14 protein-coding genes are annotated in these 14,958 nt (G+C 35.0%); 3 read left to right on the top strand and 11 right to left on the bottom strand.

The features are described from left to right. Positions 1-112: 112 nt before the first annotated feature. The 6 genes from J2Z26_RS05540 to J2Z26_RS05520 all read right to left on the bottom strand — a co-directional run bounded on the left by J2Z26_RS05540 (position 113) and on the right by J2Z26_RS05520 (position 6,874). On the bottom strand, positions 113-547 hold the full coding sequence (locus tag J2Z26_RS05540; protein ID WP_193536331.1) for an SRPBCC family protein: 435 nt from the start codon (positions 545-547) through the stop codon (positions 113-115). 123 nt (positions 548-670) lie between these two features. Beyond that, positions 671-3,715 (bottom strand): efflux RND transporter permease subunit, encoded by a 3,045-nt coding sequence (locus J2Z26_RS05535; protein WP_193536329.1) that lies wholly within the window; start codon positions 3,713-3,715, stop codon positions 671-673. A gap of 135 nt (positions 3,716-3,850) precedes the next feature. Next, on the bottom strand, positions 3,851-4,444 hold the full coding sequence (locus tag J2Z26_RS05530; protein ID WP_193536327.1) for a TetR/AcrR family transcriptional regulator: 594 nt from the start codon (positions 4,442-4,444) through the stop codon (positions 3,851-3,853). Between the two features lie 318 nt (positions 4,445-4,762). Next, the gene (aspA, locus tag J2Z26_RS05525; protein WP_193536325.1) at positions 4,763-6,190 is read right to left on the bottom strand and encodes an aspartate ammonia-lyase; all 1,428 of its coding nucleotides are present in this window, start codon (positions 6,188-6,190) and stop codon (positions 4,763-4,765) included. Between the two features lie 351 nt (positions 6,191-6,541). Then, entirely contained in the window at positions 6,542-6,676 is a 135-nt protein-coding gene (locus tag J2Z26_RS22265) for a hypothetical protein (RefSeq protein WP_264467103.1), read from the bottom strand. Between the two features lie 30 nt (positions 6,677-6,706). Next, a complete protein-coding gene (locus J2Z26_RS05520; RefSeq protein ID WP_193536323.1) occupies positions 6,707-6,874 on the bottom strand; it encodes a hypothetical protein in 168 nt (55 codons plus the stop codon). Between the two features lie 152 nt (positions 6,875-7,026). Between J2Z26_RS05520 and J2Z26_RS05515 the strand changes: the two genes are divergently transcribed. After that, positions 7,027-7,170 carry a hypothetical protein gene (locus J2Z26_RS05515; RefSeq protein WP_193536321.1) on the top strand — a complete coding sequence of 48 codons (144 nt, stop codon included), beginning with the start codon at positions 7,027-7,029 and terminating at the stop codon, positions 7,168-7,170. An 89-nt stretch (positions 7,171-7,259) separates the two neighbouring features. On the opposite strand, the gene J2Z26_RS05510 is transcribed toward J2Z26_RS05515, so the two are convergent. Continuing rightward, the gene (locus J2Z26_RS05510) at positions 7,260-8,261 is read right to left on the bottom strand and encodes an LLM class flavin-dependent oxidoreductase (protein WP_193536319.1); all 1,002 of its coding nucleotides are present in this window, start codon (positions 8,259-8,261) and stop codon (positions 7,260-7,262) included. Positions 8,262-8,433: 172 nt separating this feature from the next. Further along, positions 8,434-10,128 carry a M3 family oligoendopeptidase gene (locus J2Z26_RS05505; protein WP_193536317.1) on the bottom strand — a complete coding sequence of 565 codons (1,695 nt, stop codon included), beginning with the start codon at positions 10,126-10,128 and terminating at the stop codon, positions 8,434-8,436. 232 nt (positions 10,129-10,360) lie between these two features. Here J2Z26_RS05505 and J2Z26_RS05500 point away from each other — a divergent pair, with 232 nt between their 5' ends. After that, positions 10,361-10,792, top strand: a complete 432-nt coding sequence (locus tag J2Z26_RS05500; RefSeq protein ID WP_193536315.1) for a GNAT family N-acetyltransferase — start codon at positions 10,361-10,363, stop codon at positions 10,790-10,792. Positions 10,793-10,862: 70 nt separating this feature from the next. Here the strand turns inward: J2Z26_RS05500 and J2Z26_RS05495 are convergent, their stop codons facing one another. Together J2Z26_RS05495 and J2Z26_RS05490 are read right to left on the bottom strand one after the other, a co-directional pair. Next, the gene (locus tag J2Z26_RS05495) at positions 10,863-12,215 is read right to left on the bottom strand and encodes an MFS transporter (protein ID WP_193536313.1); all 1,353 of its coding nucleotides are present in this window, start codon (positions 12,213-12,215) and stop codon (positions 10,863-10,865) included. A gap of 267 nt (positions 12,216-12,482) precedes the next feature. Beyond that, positions 12,483-13,187, bottom strand: coding sequence for a Crp/Fnr family transcriptional regulator (locus tag J2Z26_RS05490; RefSeq protein ID WP_193536311.1), 705 nt, complete (start codon positions 13,185-13,187; stop codon positions 12,483-12,485). 37 nt (positions 13,188-13,224) lie between these two features. Here J2Z26_RS05490 and J2Z26_RS05485 point away from each other — a divergent pair, with 37 nt between their 5' ends. Continuing rightward, positions 13,225-14,355, top strand: coding sequence for an aminotransferase class V-fold PLP-dependent enzyme (locus tag J2Z26_RS05485; RefSeq protein ID WP_193536309.1), 1,131 nt, complete (start codon positions 13,225-13,227; stop codon positions 14,353-14,355). A gap of 118 nt (positions 14,356-14,473) precedes the next feature. Here J2Z26_RS05485 and J2Z26_RS05480 read toward each other — a convergent pair whose 3' ends face one another. Next, positions 14,474-14,950 (bottom strand): DUF3830 family protein, encoded by a 477-nt coding sequence (locus J2Z26_RS05480; RefSeq protein WP_193536307.1) that lies wholly within the window; start codon positions 14,948-14,950, stop codon positions 14,474-14,476. Positions 14,951-14,958: the final 8 nt, after the last annotated feature.

Raw genomic sequence — 14,958 nt, 5'->3', positions numbered from 1 at the left:
ATTATTTACAAAATAGAATATGTTAATGTGGGAAAAAGTTTATTACTATCGTAAAAAAGAGATTCCTTGAGAAGAATCCCTTTTTTAGTGTTATATTTAGCTGAATCTTAAGTTAGCCTTCAAGTATCGCCTTAATTTTATTCAAATCCTTCATATTTGCTTTTTTCATCATTGTTGCCATAAAAGGTGAGAAGATTTTTGAAAATCCAGTTGGAACCCCTCTATTTCTAAGTGTCATTCGTGTAAGGTTTTCATTTACAGCATGCCAGATATATGTGGTTTCCATTGGAAAGGGTCCGTTGGCTGTTTTCATCACCATTTTTTGTTCAGGTATATATTCAACAATTTCATACACATAAGCCAAATCTCTACCTAAGAACTTTGCTTTAAAGGCGATTTGGGAACCAATTGTAAGTGGTTTTTTGGTCTTCCATTCTGCTGAATTGATATTCACATACCACTCCGGTGCATGGTCGGGATTGGCTGCATACTCTGATACTAACTTAATAGGTCGCTTAATATCAATCTCAGAAAAAACATCTACCATAACTATATCCTCCATCTTATCTTCTAGTTGTTATATCGTATTATAAGCAATGTGTGCTCTGTTTTAATTACTCAAAGCTAAAAAAGGAGACAATATTAAAATTGTCTCCTTTCTTCCTAAAACCTATATATCTAATTTCACATCAGATTTCATTTCCTGCTTTGATGTTTTTATAAAGAAAAGTTCATACACAACAGGAACAATAACTAGTGTTAGCAAGGTTGATGACGTTAGACCACCAATAACTGTCACGGCTAGCCCTTTTGATATGAGTGTTCCAGAAGAAGTCGTCATAGCAAGTGGGATTAACGCTGCAATAGTAGCAAAAGCTGTCATTAGAATCGGTCGCAACCTTGTTTTCCCTGCCTCAACTAGTGAATTTCTTATCGTTAATCCGCGAGATCTATTCTGACCTATGCGGTCCACTAATACGATTGCATTAGTAGTAACAATACCTATTAGCATTAAGAAACCAATCATAACACTTACTGATAAAGGCTCCTTGACAATAAATAGCGACACCAGTGATCCAATTGGTACAAACATAAGTGAAGATAGAATAATGAACGGTATTCTAGCTTGCCCAAACGTAACTAGCATGGTTAGATATACTAATCCAATGGCTACAATTATGGCGATACCGAGTGATTGGAAAATTTCAACCGTTTCGTCATTTCCACCACCACTTGTTAATGACACACCTTCAGGTAAATCAAGTTTTTCTACACCAGATTTTACTTCAGATGATACAGCCTGCACATCATTACCTTTTACTTGACCGGAAACACGGGCGTATACTTTCGTATCAAGCTTTTGAATAGAAGTAAACGCTTCTATTTCTTTTACTTCTGCAATCTCTGATAGTTCTACAGGTCCTTTTTGAGAGAATAGCATGATACTTTCCAACTGTTCTTTCGATTCTAAATCTTCTTCAAAAGAAAGTTGAACTGACTGATCTATGTTATCTAATTTTAATGTTCCAACATTTACTGGCATTGTTTGATTACTAACAGTACCAAGAATTTGAAAACCTGATAACCCATATTCACTTGCTTTCTGTGAGTCTATATCTATTAAAAATTGCTTTCTTTTTTCACTAAAGTTGTTCGTAATATACTTAAGATCATTGTTTTTATTCATATACTCTTCCACAATTGATGCAGCTTCTTGAAGTGCTTCTAAATCATTAGAAAACAGGTCAACGTCTACATTGTTGTTGGAAGGTGGTCCACCAGTTGACAACTCCTGAACACTAATTTTTAAATCAGTGTTTTCTTTTTTTGCAATTTCTTCTATTTTGTTCTCTAGCGATTTAATGGTGTTTTCAATATTTACACCTTCTTTTAGATTTACAAAATAGCTTGCCTTGTTATTCAACCTGAGACCCGTTGAGAAATCCCTTGCTCCGATAGCTGCTGTAACATTAGCTATTTCTGGCTGTTCGCCAAACATTTCTTCCACAAGAAGTGAAATTTCATTTGTTCCTTCCAAAGATGTCGATGAAGGTAATTCAATCGATGTTGTCAAAATTTTTGACTCTTCATTAGGAATAAAGGTAAAGCCTAATGAAGGTACAACTGCAAAAGATCCAAATAACAAAACAAAAGAAAGAATTAGAATGATTAACTTATGATTTAACGATTTTTCAATTAGTCTGCCGTAAAAACGTTGAAGTGCTCCCTCTTTCTCCTCAACTGGCACCTTCTTGAAAGAAAATTTTGCTAAAATCGGTACAATTGTAATAGAAACAAGTAGTGATGCTAATAATGAGAAAATAATTGTTAGTGCAAAAGGTAAAAAGAATTCACCTGTAATACCCCCAACAAATCCAATTGGAAGAAATACAACGACTGTGGTTAAAGTGGATGATGTGATTGCTTTCAAAATCTCCTTTGTAGATTCGATAATCACATGATCAGACATTCCCTCATTCGACTTTCGAACACGTCTAAAGATATTCTCTATTACTACGATACTATCATCAACTACTCGACCTACAGCTACTGCCATTCCACCTAGAGTCATAATGTTTAAAGAAATATCCATTTGCTTTAGGAAGATCGCTGCGATTAAGAGTGATAATGGAATAGATATAATAGCAATAATGGTAGCTCTTGCATTACGTAAAAAGATCAAAACTGCTATGGAAGCAAATAAAGCACCGAGTAGGCCTTCTTTCACTAATGTACTAACAGATTTTTCGATATCCTTAGCAGAATCAATTCCAATTTCATAATCTAACTGATCATCATATTTCTTTAGAACGTTCATAACTTGATCGGCTACTTCAACAGTGTTCGCATCCTGTTTTTTAGTGATTGCCATAGATAGGGAATTTTTTTGATTGTAACGAGATAACTCACTATTCTCAGTTATTGATTCAATTTTTGCAACATCTTTTAAGATAATCGGTTGCGGATTTTGTCCACCAACAAAAGTAGATGTAAGTTGCAAGTTTTGTAACGCTGAAATAGAGTCTAACTTTTCTTCCACTCGTATAGGTATTTGGACTTCATTGTCGTTTATCTTTCCTGCAGGGAATGAAAGAAACTTTTCATTAATTTGATTTTTAATACTACTAAGCGTAAGCCCCGCCTGTTCCGCTTTATCTTTATCGACAGTGATTTGAACTAGACTATTCGTTAGTCCAGCTACAGACACATTATTAATGCCCTTAATTTTTTTAAGTTCTGGTATGACAGAATCCTTCATTATTTCTTCAATACTTTCTCCATCTGAACTAAAGAAAGAAATATTATAGATAGGAAAAGCTCCGAAGGATAATCGGTTTAACTTGATATCAGCTTCCTCAGGTAAACCAATATCTCCTAAGCTAGAATTAATTTGTTGCTCCACTCTGTCTAAGTCTGTATCAAATGGAAACTCTAGATTAATAATTCCAATACTGTCGTAGACTGAACTTGTTATCTTTGTAACTCCTTCCAATGAATCAAATTGATCTTCAAGCTTAGAAACTACTTGTTCATTGACATCATCAGGTGATGCACCTGGATAAATCGCCTCAATCGTTATCTGTGGGAATTCGATTTCTGGAAATTGGTCTACCTTAAGTTTAGAAAAAGAATAGATTCCCCCTAGTACAAATAAGAATGAAATAATAAATACAGCAACCGCATTTTTCAAACTAAACCTCGTTAAAAAGTTCATACTTTTGTTTTCTCCTTCATGAAAATATAATGATAAATAGATTATACAAAATCTATACACACCTATCAAGTGATAGGTTAAGAAAAAAAGAAAAACTTTAACATTTCTTTTTGTTAAAGTTCTCCTGTGAACATTCTATGATGACGATAAACCATACAGAATCACATTTGTATAGAATCTTGCTTGGTCTTTAGCCATATTTTCTTTCATTTTATAGTCAGTATCCTTTGAAGAAAGTAAACCTAAAAGCAGGTAAGCTGTAGGGACAGGGAAAGAACCAAACTCGGTTGGATTTCTTAGTTTCCTGTCTTTAATCCCTTTATCAAATATTGAAGCAATTGGATCTTGATATGATGCGACCCACCATGCTCGAATTTGATCTTGCTCCTCTTTGTTTAATTCTCTTTCAATATCGTGAAACATCTGTCCCATCGAAGGAGGTTTGTTAATTAGAATATAGTAAGAGACCTGGAATATAGATTCCTCAATATCATTGTCAAATCTCTTTATAATTCGATTAAGAGCGTTTTGCATATCCAACAATTCAGTTCTTAAGACCTCCATATAAATGGCCTTTTTATTCGAGAAATGATGATATAGTGTGGGCTGAGTAATACCACATGCTTCTGCAATTCTTCTTGTAGATACGGCACGATAACCTAACTCCATAAAAAGTTCATGTGCTACTTTTACAATTTTTTGATGTGTATGGCTTGTATTATGTTCCATAGACAAAATCCTTTCACATAAGCGAGAGAAAAACCTATCACTTGATAAGATAATAACGGAAGCGTTTGATAATTCTCAACGAATTTCTTTTCTCATTTCTACCATTAAAGACTTTATTGTTATAATCTTATCTCATTTTTTCTTATTTTTCCATTCCTAACCTTTATTTATCATCATGACGAACTGAAATTCTCTACCGACCAACCCGTGATAAGATATCTTTATACAAATCATATACAATATTTCTATAAATAAAATAGCAAACGAATCAGTTGTGAATTCGTTTGCTATTTACGACTAAAAAAATTTATTCTATTACTATCTATCTAGTAAGGATGCACCAGAAATTCCTGGGTTTGTCATTTCATATGGATCTAAAATTATATTCAGCTCTTCTTCGGTCAGAACATCATATCTTAAGCATAGTTCTCGAACAGGCACACCGTTTAAAATAGCTTCTCTTGCTATTCTAGATGCTACTTCGTATCCGATGTGTGGGTTTACCGCTGTAAGAACTCCAGCACTCTTTTCCACATATTCTTTTAGCCTTTCTTCATTTGCTTTTATACCTTTTAGGCAATTATCAGTGAAAGTACGGAAAGCATTGTTCATAATACTAATCGATTGAAGAAGGTTAAAGACTAAGACCGGCTCCATTACATTCAATTCCAACTGACCAGCTTCAGATGCAAGGCATATCGTCTGGTCATTACCTACTACTTGGAACGCTACCTGATTAATAAGTTCTGGTAAAACAGGATTTACTTTACCAGGCATGATTGAAGATCCCGGCTGTCTTGCAGGCAACATAATTTCAGCCAAACCTGCTCTTGGCCCTGATGCCATTAATCTTAGATCATTAGCGATTTTTGACATGTTTAACATGCAAACTTTTAAAGCTCCTGACACCTCTGTGTATGCATCTGTATTTTGTGTTGCATCAACCAGATGCTCAGCTCCTGTTAACTCAAACCCACTAATATCTTTAAGGTATTCTACGACTAATTCAATGTACCTAGGATCAGCATTTAATCCAGTTCCGACAGCCGTTGCACCCATGTTCACTTCGTATAGATGTTGCCTAGATTGTTTAATTCGATTTATATCACGTTCGATTGCACGGCTATAAGCTTCAAATTCCTGTCCAAGGCGAATTGGAACAGCATCCTGTAAGTGGGTGCGCCCCATTTTAATAATATGATTAAATTCCATCGCCTTTTGTTTGAATGCTGCGTGCATATCTTCCATTGTTTTTAGTAACTTTTCTAACAGACTTAACACTGCAATATGGATTGCCGTAGGGAAAGCATCATTTGTAGATTGAGCCATATTCACATGTGTATTTGGACTACAATAGACATAGTCACCTTTTTCTTGTCCAAGAAGTTCAAGCGCACGATTGGCAATTACTTCATTAATGTTCATATTAATTGAAGTTCCTGCTCCACCTTGGATAGGGTCCACAATGATTTGGTCATGCCATTTTCCTTCTATCAACTCATCTGCTGCCTTGACGATATTTTCCCCAATCCCGGAGTAAAGGTGTTGAATATCCATATTTGCAAGTGCAGCCGCTTTTTTCACGATAGCCATTGCCTTAATAAGCTCTTCGTTAATTCTGTATCCTGTAATAGGAAAATTTTCAACTGCTCGAAGTGTTTGAATTCCATAATATGCATTGATAGGTACTTCTTTCGTTCCTAAAAAATCTTTTTCAGTTCGCATTTGATTCATAATTAATGACATTTCCTTTCAGACTCTTCTAGTTAGCTATACAACTAATCCAATTCTATTAATCTTAATCGTAGTTCTATCCTATTAAAACAAATAGTACAGAAAACCTCAAGTTGTTTTTGGTTTGTTTGGAAGAAAAAGAAAGCGTTAACAAAGTAAAAGCTAATTAGATGTTTTCTTAAGCATTCTACAGTATCATTGCCAGTAAGCTTCTTGTGATGCTAGCTTTTATTAGAATCATCGTTTTACTCTCCATTTCTAAAAAACTACTAGAAAAATATACCATGCCAATGAATGAACTGCTATCTAAAATTTTTTGATAAACTAAAAAAACAGCCAATCAAAATTGGCTGCTTAATTCCACTATTGTTTCTTACGAACATTATCATTTGGCGAATCTCCAGTTCCATCCTTTGCATCACTATTAGGGGTTCCAAAGATTTGATTGTCTTTGGTTACTTTTGCACCTTCTAGAAACTTTTCCTTCGTCTTCTTCATGGTCATTCATCTCCTGTTTCTATATGTAGATTATTTTGTTCGATTTTTACTTTCTTGAACTCCTACAATAACTTCTCCAATTTTAGGAGGTCTAACTAGATTTGATTCTTCTCTACCTTTTTCAAATCCAGGCTGGGTTGTACCTGTTGACATGAGTGGTTGTTCAACAAGATCTGGCGTTTTATCGTTGCCCGGCATACAATCTCCCCTTTCTACTATTACTATTTTTTGCTTGTGATTTAAGGAATATACAATAATAAAGTTGGATTGTTTTAGTTGCAAAAATAGTGAATAAAAAATGAGGTAAAAAGAAATATTGTAGAGAGACATTTAATGAAGGGGTGCGTTAGATGGAGAAAAAAGAACATGCCGAAAATCAAGTAATGTTCATAACCAATTCAGCTTATGATGAGCTTCATAAAAAGAAAAAACATGAGACCGAATATGCGGAAGAAATGTTTTATAAATATGACTGCCAGGATGAAGATTGTTGAATAGCTGAAAAGAGCAAACCCATGACAATTAGGCTCTTACAAACAACATAAAAGCAAACCCTATCTTGTATAGAGTTTGCTTTTATGTTTTATTTTCCATCCACAACTTCTTTTAAGATTTCATATGAACGTTTTTGTTTAACTGGGTCAAAGATATAAGATACCGCCATTAGTTCATCCACATTGTATTTCTCTTGAAAATTGGTTAACTGTTTACGAATGGAATCTTTACTACCTAGTAAAGTTACGCTTGTCATCGATGATGCCATTAGCTCTTCATGCTCTGTCCAAATACCTTCCATACTATCAACAGGAGGCTGCATTGGTCTTGAAGTGCCGCGAACAACATTTAGGAAAAACTGCTGCATTGTCGTCATTTCACGTCTAGCTTCTTCATCATTTTCAGTGGCAATTACATTCAAACATACCATCATATATGGTTTATCTAGGTATTTAGAAGGTTGGAATCGGCTACGGTAAATTGAAATAGCCTCCTCCATGTATCTTGGTGCAAAATGGGACGCAAATGCATAAGGTAATCCTAATTTTGCTGCTAAATACGCAGAATCGGTTGATGAACCTAGTATATAGATTGGAATGTTTGTTCCTAAACCCGGATAAGCTTTCACATTCGTTTGAAGTTCAATCGGTCCAAAATACTTTAATAGTTCATTCACATCTTCAGGAAATGTATAGACTGAATCATGCTGCGAACGTCTTAATGCACTAGCTGTTGTCATATCTGTCCCTGGTGCACGTCCTAAACCTAAGTCTAAGCGATCTGGGTAAATCGTAGCCATTGTGCCAAATTGTTCTGCTACTACAAGTGGAGAATGGTTTGGAAGCATAATTCCTCCAGAGCCTACACGGATTGTTTTGGTATGTTCTAATGTATGTTTAATTAATATTGCAGTCGCGGAGCTAACAAGTGTTGGCGTATTATGATGTTCAGCAATCCAATAACGTTCGTAGCCCATTTCTTCGGTTGCTTGCGCCAAATCAACCATCGCGTCAATCGCTTCTTTAGCGTTTTGACCCTCTCGGATAGGAGCCAAATTTAGTACAGAAACGGGAATATTTATATTTGTCATTTCTTTAATCCTTTCTTAATGGAAGTTACTTCACTATAGTAACAAGTCTGGTGAAAGAAACAAACTTTTATGCTTAAGATGTTGTTATGGCAATCATTTTTATTCAACTAGTATGTAGCACGATTTAAAAAAACGAGCAGGACAACGTAATCCTACTCGTACAAGAAATGTATTAAAGCGACTGATCATCAATCGTATTAAGGTATGTCTCAATCTCATCAATGACTGATTTAACACAACCATCTTCAAATGGAGAAATTAAATTTGCTTCTTTTACAAGGTCAGTAAATGATTGACTTCCACCTTGTTTGCAAAGATGCAAATAGTCCTTCCATGCATCTTCTGAATCTTCTTGTGTTCGTTTCCAGAATTGTAACGCACAAATTTGAGCTAGTGTGTAATCAATATAGTAGAAAGGTACTTTGTAGATATGACCTTGCTGCTGCCAGAACCCACCGTTTCCTAAGAAATCATTGCCTTCATAATTACGGTGTGGTAGGTACTTTTTCTCAATGTCTCTCCAAGCTTGTTTACGCTCTGCAGGTGTAGCGTCTGGGTTCCCATACACAAAATGTTGGAATTCATCTACTGCGACACCGTAAGGAATAAACAGTACAGCTTCACTTAAATGAGAGAATTTATATTTATCCGTATCTTCTTTAAAAAAAAGCTCCATCCACGGCCATGCAAAAAACTCCATACTCATTGAATGAATTTCACATGCTTCTAGAGTTGGGAAGCCATATTCAGGCACTTCGAAAACTCGGCTTTCAAATACTTGGAACGCGTGCCCTACTTCGTGCTTTAACACTCGAACATCACCCTTTGTACCATTAAAGTTAGCAAAGATATATGGTGATTTATATTTACTAATATACGTACAATAGCCTCCACCCGCTTTACCTGCTTTACTTAACAAGTCCATTAGGTTGTTCTCTACCATATAGGTATAAAACTCATTTGTCTCTGGAGACATTTCCTCATACATTTTTTTGGCTTGTTCAACGATCCATTCAGCATCTCCTTTTGGATCAGGGTTTCCTGTTTTGAAGCTGAAGCTATCGTCATAGTATCTAAATGTATCTACACCAATACGCTCTTGTTGCTTTTGTTTTAATTTTGAAGCCAAAGGAACAATGTACTCTTTTACTTGATCACGGAACTTAGCTACCATATCAGCATCATAGTCCGTTCGAGAAAGTCTTGCATAAGCTAACTCTGTAAAAGATGAAAAGCCCAGTTTTTGCGCAATACGGGTACGTACTTTTACAAGCTTGTCGTACAAATCATCTAATTGATCTGCATGTTCTACAAAGAAGTTGTACTTCGCTTCATTCGATTCTTGTCTAACAGTTCGATCAGATGATTGATGATATGGGGTAAGTTGAGCAAGGTTTTTCACTTCACCATCAAATGGTATTTTTGCAGAAGCTAGTAAATTCACATACTCACTAACTAGTTTATTTTCTTCCTGCATATCTTTTAACACATCTGGAGAGAACGTTTTTAACTGACTATCAGCTAATAGAAATAATTGTTTACCCCTCTTCTCCTCCAACTGGGTACGGAACTGCGATCCTGTTAGTGCCTCATAATACTTCGTAACTAGACCTTTATATGCGGGACCAACTTCATTAAAGAATTCTTTTTCTTTTTTATAAAATTCATCTGTTGTATTTATTGTTTGACGAATTTGAACAATCTGTCTCATGCTTTCAAACTCAGATCGTAATTCGTTGATTTTTGCCATAACCTCATCTTGTACCTCAAAGGTTTCAGCCAACTGAAACTTTTCTAAAAGTTCACTAAAGCTTGTCTCTACTTCTTCCATATTCGGTCTGGCATATTGGTAATCATTAAAATTCATTGTAGTTCCCCCTTTTACTATTTACAAATTATGTATAATTACTATTTTGACAATAAGAGGCAAAAAACCTTTATATGTTAAAAAACTTCGCCCCACGAAATAATTGTACCATAAATATAGTAGGATGTTAGAAAAATGGTTTTCTGATTAACAACAATTAGAATTACTAAACAAAGAATGATAAAATTATGGCTCGAGTAAACCTATATTAGAAAAGAAAGGTTTGAATAGCATGGTCTTTAAGGTAATTAATGAAGAAGATGATTTACAAAAAGCTTTTGATATAAGGAAAGAAGTATTTGTAAAGGAACAAGGTGTACCACTAGCAGATGAATATGATGAATTTGATACTCTTAGTAGCAATTGTAAACACATTCTAGTGTTTTATAACGATAAACCAGTGGGCACGGGAAGATTAAGAGTTGTAAATGACTATGGTAAATTAGAAAGAATCTGTATCTTAGAATCCTATCGTAAGTATGGTCTTGGTAAAACAATCATCAAATCTCTTGAGGAAATTGCAACAGGAAAAAACGTATCAAAGCTTAAATTGCACGGGCAAACCCACGCAGAAGGCTTTTATGAAAAACTAGGATATCATACAACTTCTGAAATATTTATTGAGGATGGAATTCCACATATAATAATGGAGAAAGAATTATAATATAGATCTTTAGCAACAGAAGAGGTTCCATCGATAGGATGAAACCTCTTTCTTTAATCTACATATATAACTAAACCATTTCTACTAAAGGCTTTTGGATCTTAGTCTTATTCTCTTTCTCAACGATTGCATCTGGAATATCTTTTTCCATATTTCTAACTTTTGGTTGTAAGTAGATAGCCACCGTAACAATGATGAATAAGAGACCTGTTACGATAAATAATAGTCCGATTCCACGGCCCTCTCCAACTCCAATGATTTGACCAATACTTCCTGCGAGCAATCCTCCTGGTGCCATCAAAGGATTAAACACTTTATCTACAAGTGGACCAGCCAAAATAATCGCAAATGGATATAACGAAGTTCCCAGCATTCTTCTAATAGAAAATACCCGACCTTGAATCTCCAGATCTACCTTACTTTGCCAAATTGCCTGGCTAGATGAATTCACAAGTGGTATTAAGAAGAGGAAGATCGTAAAACAAGTTGTAATGAATACAATGGACGTTGTAAAACCAGAAAGAGAAATAAGAATACCTGCCAAGATACAACTAATAAAAACGCCATGAATTCGTTTTTTTGGTCCACCCCACGCACTTACTACAATACCTCCAAGCAGCATTCCAAATCCTGTAACCGATAAAACAATTCCCAGCGTCTGTTCAGAAGATAATGAAATAATTAATGGCTGTAATAATACATTAATAAACCCTAGCAGTAGGTTGATAATTGCAGAAAAAATTAAGAGCCACTTAAAGCCTGGGTGCGCCATGATGTAACTCCATCCTTCCTTCGCCTCTGTCAAAAACTGACTGACGTCTAATTTGGCTTTCTCTTTGACACCAAGTTCAGGAATTTTAGCAATTAATAACGTTGTAACCCCGAATGCAAATGCAATTAAATCCACAATAATAACTGCATGTAGACCGTATGAATGGAGAAGGAAACCTGCAATAACGGGACCAATAATAACCGAGACAGACTCCCCAAGCTGAATCATACCATTGGCACGGCCTAGTTGATTTATCGGAACTAATAGAGAAATAACAGACTGATAAGCCGGCATTAGAAACGTATTAAAAACAGATGCTAATGCTGCTGTAAAATAAATGTGCCAGATTTCTAGACTATTGGTTAACACAAGTACAAGGATGATTACAGTTGATAGTGCTGCCATGCTGTTACTAAGAATCATTAGTTTTTTTCTTGAAAATCGGTCAATGATAACTCCGGCAAACGGTGATACGAGAATGGTTGGTAGCACAAAAGAGAGTATAATCATTGAAAACTCCGTCACGGATCCGGTCTCAGTTAATACCCAAAATCCTAGAGCAAATGACGTTAAACTGGTTCCAACTACCGAAATCAATTGCCCTAACCAAATTAGGGTAAACATTTTAAAACTTTTATTGGTTGTATTCATTGGCTTGATACCTACCTTTGTTTAATTCGAAATTGTTACCCTAATTATAAATTTTTGATAATTCCTCTTTAACGAGCGCAGGGTTGAATTTAACTTCCGTCTGGAGACTGAGTTACAAGTACTGAAAAGACCAGTTGGAGTGGCCAACTGGTCTGATAATATAGCATGAATGTTAATATCTGATGTTATTTTCTTTCAATTTCTATAAAAAGTAGTTAACTGTTAAGTATTTTACATTATTTTCCGAAGATTTAAACTATAATAATTTTAAGGGAAAAGCATTTTTTCATTGGCAAGTTCAGCAAGTTCATCAATATTGTAAATCAAATAAGATTTACCTTTTTTCACGATATATTTTTGGTCCTCTAGCCATTTTATGTTTTTAGCTATGGTCACTCTTGTTGTACCTAGTAAGTTTGCTAATTCTTGATGTGTGAAGTTAATTGTTAGTTTTACCTGCTTCTCCTCAACTATTTCTCCGTATTGGATAGATAGCTGTATAAATGCAGCACAAACACGAGGAAGAGATTTCATGTAGCTGAGTTGTAAGGACTGAGAACAAAGGAGACGATACTTTTTAGTTATCAGGTCGATAGTTTGATAGATATACTGAGGTTGTTTTGATAAAAACTCAATAAAACTTTGTTTAGAAATCCTGAGTAAAACTACCTCTGAAGCAGTAATTGCATTTGTCGCGTAACTTGAATCACCATTTAAGGAACATTCACCTAGAATTCCATTTTTCCCTATAATTGAAAGAGCTTTTTCTTCTCCACTTGGTGAAATTAAGAATAAACGAACACGTCCACTTTCAATAATGTATAAATAACTGCCAACTTCATTTTGACTAAAAATAATTTCATGTTTTTTGAACGTAACTCTTTCTCCATAGTCCTTCAATTGGCTCCATTCGTAAGGTAGATTATCAAACCAAGGGTTTAGCAAATTGAATTCTTGAACAAAGTCATTCATACTTTTCACCTCATTAACATTGAAAGGATTTGTTGTAATGGAAACTGAAACATTATTAAAAATAAGATCTGAATTCCCTAGCCTAGAGAATAAAATTATTCTTTCTAGCTGTTCACAAAGTGCTATTTCTCTGGATGTGTTAGACGCGATGGAAGAGTATAAAAATAGTTTACTAGAAGATGGGATGTCCTGGGAAACATGGATGGTAAAAGTCAATAACGCAAAAGAAAAGTTTTCTAGAATCATTAATTGTAATCCAGATGAAATTGCTATTCTCTCTTCTGTTTCTGATTCTATTTCATCTATCTTACATTCACTTGACCTAAATAATCAAGAAGTTTGTGTTACGGAAATGGACTTCCCTTGTATCGGACATGCGGTACTAGCACAACAAAAAAAGCAGAATTTTAAGGTTACTTTTATTCCAGCGGAAAATAATGTTATACCCATAGACCACTATGAAAAGTATATTCATGAGAATACAGGATTAACATGTGTCTCTCATGTATCTTATTATAATGGTTTCAAACAAAACATTAAGGAAATTGCGAAGATTGCACATCGGAATGATTCCCTTCTCTTTGTCGATGCTTATCAGTCAGCTGGTGGTGTTAATATTGATGTAAAAGAAATGGATATTGACATTTTAGTAGCAGGAATGCAAAAATACCTTCTGGGAGTGCCAGGGATTTCTTTTATGTATATAAAAAAGGAAATTGCTGAAAAACTTTCTCCAACAACCATTGGATGGTTTGGCCAGAAAGAGCCTTTTGCCTTCGATTTAAAAAACTTAGACTATGCAAATTCAGCACAGCGCTTTAATACAGGAACTCCACCTGTGATTAATGGATATATTGCAGATGCTGCTCTATCATTTATTGAACGTATTGGTATGGAAACGATTGAAAGACACTTATCAAAGCTATCCTATCATACTATTGAAAATGCATTACAAATGGGCTTCAAACTAGCTAGCCCAAGGGATATTAATCAAAAAGGCGCTAGTACAGCAATTTACGTGGAAAATGCAAACAAGGTTGAAGGTTTGTTAAAAGAAGCTGGTTACGTTGTATCTGCACGTAAGGATGTTATTAGAATTGCTCCACATATATACAATACAGAAGACGACATTCTAAATTGTTTAAAACAATTAGAGAAACTCATTTAATATGTTTCCCTCGATTTTTATAATGGTAGGCTAGTCTAAACTTAGGCTAGCCTATTTTTATTCTTATAGAATATCTTCAACAAAAAACACCTCTAAAATTGAGGTGTCAAATTAATAATTAGCTATTTAGTTCTAACCTTAGTCTCTGTTGACCCTTTGTATGAATTAATTTACCAATCTCCTCTAGCTCCTCCATGTCTTCATCTAGAACTCTTGCAAAAAGGTTTCCAGGAAGCCAACCTGCCGGAAAAAAGGTACGTGCATCTCTACCATAAAACAGACCAAAATCGTAGATAGGAGTAGGAACTCCACCCCAAGCATATGCTGGCATAAATGTAAAAAGAATATCGCCCGGTTGTGGGAAACAGGTTAAGTTCTCCTTTGCTGGATCATGAAGTTCAGTTCCTTCACAACTTTTTACAGGTAACTGAATGGAGATCTCTTTTCCAGTATACATTGCATGCTTTCCTGTTGATGGAATTGGATTTTTAAGTAACTTTAAAAATGCCTCTGTTGTTGCTGGTGCTTTTTCACTTAATAAACGCGCTCTAATTGAAACATCGATATCTATAAAATTGATGTTAAATAAACTCAATACAACCC

This window comes from Cytobacillus luteolus (genome assembly GCF_017873715.1).
In the GTDB taxonomy this organism is placed as follows: Bacteria; Bacillota; Bacilli; order Bacillales; family Bacillaceae_L; genus Bacillus_BV; species Bacillus_BV luteola.
This window is presented reverse-complemented; position numbering and strand designations above follow the sequence as displayed.